Origin of the sequence: Holdemania filiformis (assembly GCF_003459085.1) — a bacterium.
Taxonomy (GTDB): domain Bacteria; phylum Bacillota_I; class Bacilli_A; order Erysipelotrichales; family Erysipelotrichaceae; genus Holdemania; species Holdemania filiformis.
In genome coordinates, this window is sequence record NZ_QRUP01000039.1 from 1 (window position 1) to 3,832 (window position 3,832).

Here is a 3,832-nt window from a genome sequence, read left to right on the forward strand (position 1 = left end):
GGTTGCCTAAGTATAGTATTACCTTAGGCAACCTCTGTGTAATGTGTAAAGGTTAAAAAAATGGCTCAACAAAAGGCTATTTTTAAGTAAAAAATTACACACGAGTTTTTTAACCTCTGTGTAATGTGTAATTTAATTCAGAAGGGGTATAATTATGGCTAAAAATACACGGTCACGTAAGTGGCAGATCACAATTAACAATCCGATTGAAAAAGATTTTACACATGAAAAAATTAGAGAAAAAATTGAAGATTTTAAATCAAGGATATACGCTTGTTGGTGTGATGAAACAGGCGAACAAGGTACATATCATACGCATATTTATCTAGTTTGTAATAGTGCTGTTTATTTTGATACAGTAAAAAAACGTTTTGAAGGTGCTCATATTGAAATGGCTCGGGGTACAAGCCAAGAAAATAGAGATTATTGTTTAAAGGAAGGGAAGTATCAGGATAGCGAAAAGAAAAGTACGAATCATCCGGAAACGTTTGAAGAAATTGGTGAAATGCCCGTTGAACGCCCGGGCGCTCGGAATGATTTGGCTGACCTTTACGCAATGATCAAGGACGGTATGACAGACGCTGATATTATAGACGATGACCCGCGTTATATCCTGTATATGGATAAAATTGAGCGCGTCCGGCAGTCGTTGTTAAACCAGCAATACGCTGACAAGTGGCGCGATCTGCATGTTACGTATATTTATGGGCAAGCAGGGTCTGGTAAAAGTAGATATGTCACTGATTTATATGGCTATACATCGGTTTATCGGGTTACAGACTATGATCATCCATTTGATGGATACAAAGGCGAAGCTGTCATTGTTTTTGAAGAGTATAGGGGGCAGTTAAAGATTAGCGATCTCTTAAATTATTTAGATGGGTATCCCTTAACTTTGCCATGTAGATATCAAAACAAGCAAGCTTGTTATACGGAGGTGTATATTATTAGTAATGTTGCGTTGGAAGATCAGTATAAGCAAATACAGGCTGATCAGCCGGAAACATGGGCGGCGCTTCTGCGGCGGATACATAATGTTAAGTTATTTTTGAGTTTCGGTGAATGTGATTATACGATGGAGCAATATAAAGATATGGTCATGACACCTCGATCACTTAAAGAATCTATTGATGATGCTCAGCGGGAACTTGCTGATCGGATGACTGCCCATTTTGGGCGTAACAAATTTAGAAATTGATTAAATGTAAATTTTTTCATTTATTACAAATTAAAATTGATAATTTTTGCTGAAATTCGCAAAATTTGATTGTTAACTATAATTATAAGTGCTATCATTTAATTATCAATGAAAGGAGGCTAACTATGACGACCTCTGATCTTAAAGACGTTTATCGTCAAGAGATTTTGAGGTTAGAACCTTATATTAAAGTAAAAAATATCTGTGAGCAAGTTGGCATAGCAAAGTCTAACATGTCTTATTTTTTGAAACATGGTAGAGATGAACGTGTGTCAGTTGTTAAGCTTCAGAAATTTCTTGATTTTGTTAGAAATATGTCAGAAGTATAAGGTTTTAACCTACATCTTATACTTCGCGCAATGTAAATTTTCCGAAACGAAAAAATTGGATAATATACATTATGCGAAGTAGCTAAGGCGAATTTAGATTCTTAGATTTAATCATGCGATTCTGCTTCCAACGAATAAATGAACAGCAGATGATCCCGTTTATGAGTAAGCCCAAGATGGCGATCATCCGTTCAGGAATAGAAAAATAGTAAACGAAATGAATTTGAAACGCTTTAGATATCAGAACCTCAATATTTATGATTCTTGCATCCTCGATTAAGCCGCGGACTCGCTGATTTTTATTTAAATCATTCATCTGCGGATTAAGAATTAATAAAAGACAGACGAGGACGTCGGTTAATCCATAAAAAGCAGAAAACAATAAAATTATGAAAACGTCCCATTGATGGAACCAATTTAAATGATTGATCAGTAAGTTGCTTATTCCCGGCACAATCAAAACAAGTATCAATCCAATAAGAAATGAAACTCGAGAATAAAAATCGCAGTGAATCCATGTAAAAATACTTTTTAAGTAATCCATATTCTATACCTTTGTTAAAGTGAAGATAACTCCCCTTCATTCCGATATGTTATTATTATAACAAGCTGAGATAGGAAACCCAAGCATTATTCCATTTTTAACTGTAATCTAAAAAGTCCGGAGAATCGGACTTTTTCTTATATTGCTTAATGGGTTTAATTTCAAGCCGTTAAAACATGCAGACAGGCGACCAGTTTCTGCCACAGCCCTGCCCTCTTGGATACTTCCACAACAACTGTATCCGGATTGGTACGTCTTTCCTTTACCGCTTCCTGCAGCTTATGCAGCGGTAATTTTTCCATCCGTTCTTCCATCTTCTTGAACTTCCGGTACTGCTTGTAATAATTACAGGCGTAGAGCCCGGCTCCCGCCACAGCGACAACGCCAACAACTTTCAATGCTTTCTTCATGATCTTTCCTTTCCGGACGACGGTCCTGATTCTGTTTTCTAATTCTATTATACCCTTGTCCGGCTGATCCGACAATCGGCGTTTTTTGGTCAGATTCAGAAATCTGTCGTAAATCGAACTTACAGATTGCGCATGCGATAGAAGTATTTGTCGATAATGGCGAAGTTATGTTCACCCAGCGCCGGATTGTTAATCCGTAAGGAGCCATTATAATAAACATCCGGAATAAAGCCTTCCTTCACGCACAAATCCACCGCTTCCGCCAGAATGGCGTTGATCAGGAAGAGAAATGGACATGCACTTTCCTAATAGAAAAAACTCACAGCTTTATTAGCTGTGAGCGAAGTTTCTGTAAACGGATTAATCCCGGTTCCGGTTGAAGATCAGAAGCAGCCGCAGGATCTGCAGCACTGAGGAAATTAACGATGCGATATAAGTAAACGCAGCCGCGCTCAGCATCGCTTTGACATCTTTCCGCTCTTCCTGAACGACAAAGCCTTCCTCATAGACCAATGCCATGGCTCGTTTGGAAGCATCAAGTTCTACCGGCAGCGTCACTAACTGAAAGACAGCGACGCAGCTCAGCATCAGAATGCCGGTGTAAAACAAGCCGGTGGAGCTGAACAACAATCCTAAGATTAAGACCAGCCAGGAAAGCTGACTGGACACCATCGCAAAGGGAAGAATGGAGTTGCGCAAAGCGATGAATCCGTAATTTTCTGCATGCTGGATCGCATGGCCGCATTCGTGTGCCGCCACCGCCACAGAAGCGATGCTGGAATTGGCGTAGATGTCTTCGGACAGCCGGACAACATTCGCTTTGGGATCGTAATGATCAGACAGTGCGCCGCCCGGAGAAGGTTCAACCTGAACATGCTGCAAACCATGATCGTCGAGAATCCGCCGAGCTACCTGAGCCCCGGTGTAACCGCGCAGCGTCATCACCTGTCGGTAACGTGCATAAGCACCCTGCACCTTAATTTGAGAGAACATTACCAAGAATAAAGCCGCTAAGTAAAGTATCCAATCCATCTTCATCACTCCTTCTATTCTCTAGTATAACCCAAGTCGGCAGGAACATGTGAATCTGTCGCTATTCGGATCTTGAGTTTTGTTATTCTACCATAGAATCTTCAAACTGGCGAGTGAATTGCTTCACTCAGAATTCCTGTCAACTGATCAATTTTATTGAATTTGCGGTACCCCTCATTTCATCCTTGTTTCAGCCTTTGAGAGAGTCTCGGCACGGATTCTCCCCTTTTTCACAAGAAAAATGATGCAAGCATCATTCTGGAAGACAAAGCCTTCCAGAACCCCTCGTCAGTTTCTTGCCTGGAGGGTATTCCTGATT

General features: G+C 40.2%; 5 protein-coding genes. 2 read left to right on the plus strand and 3 right to left on the minus strand.

The window, feature by feature from the left end; genetic code table 11:
* The first annotated feature begins 154 nt into the window (after window positions 1-154).
* Entirely contained in the window at window positions 155-1,198 is a 1,044-nt protein-coding gene (locus DWY25_RS17500) for a replication protein (protein WP_117896408.1), read from the plus strand.
* 125 nt (window positions 1,199-1,323) lie between these two features.
* The gene (locus DWY25_RS17505; protein ID WP_117896410.1) at window positions 1,324-1,527 is read left to right on the plus strand and encodes a hypothetical protein; all 204 of its coding nucleotides are present in this window, start codon (window positions 1,324-1,326) and stop codon (window positions 1,525-1,527) included.
* Between the two features lie 705 nt (window positions 1,528-2,232).
* Here DWY25_RS17505 and DWY25_RS17515 read toward each other — a convergent pair.
* The 3 genes from DWY25_RS17515 to DWY25_RS17520 form a co-directional block, all read right to left on the minus strand.
* Window positions 2,233-2,481 carry a hypothetical protein gene (locus DWY25_RS17515; protein ID WP_117896414.1) on the minus strand — a complete coding sequence of 83 codons (249 nt, stop codon included), beginning with the start codon at window positions 2,479-2,481 and terminating at the stop codon, window positions 2,233-2,235.
* Between the two features lie 119 nt (window positions 2,482-2,600).
* On the minus strand, window positions 2,601-2,723 hold the full coding sequence (locus DWY25_RS18060) for a hypothetical protein (protein ID WP_261795735.1): 123 nt from the start codon (window positions 2,721-2,723) through the stop codon (window positions 2,601-2,603).
* A gap of 118 nt (window positions 2,724-2,841) precedes the next feature.
* Window positions 2,842-3,513 carry a zinc metallopeptidase gene (locus DWY25_RS17520; protein WP_244926010.1) on the minus strand — a complete coding sequence of 224 codons (672 nt, stop codon included), beginning with the start codon at window positions 3,511-3,513 and terminating at the stop codon, window positions 2,842-2,844.
* Window positions 3,514-3,832: the final 319 nt, after the last annotated feature.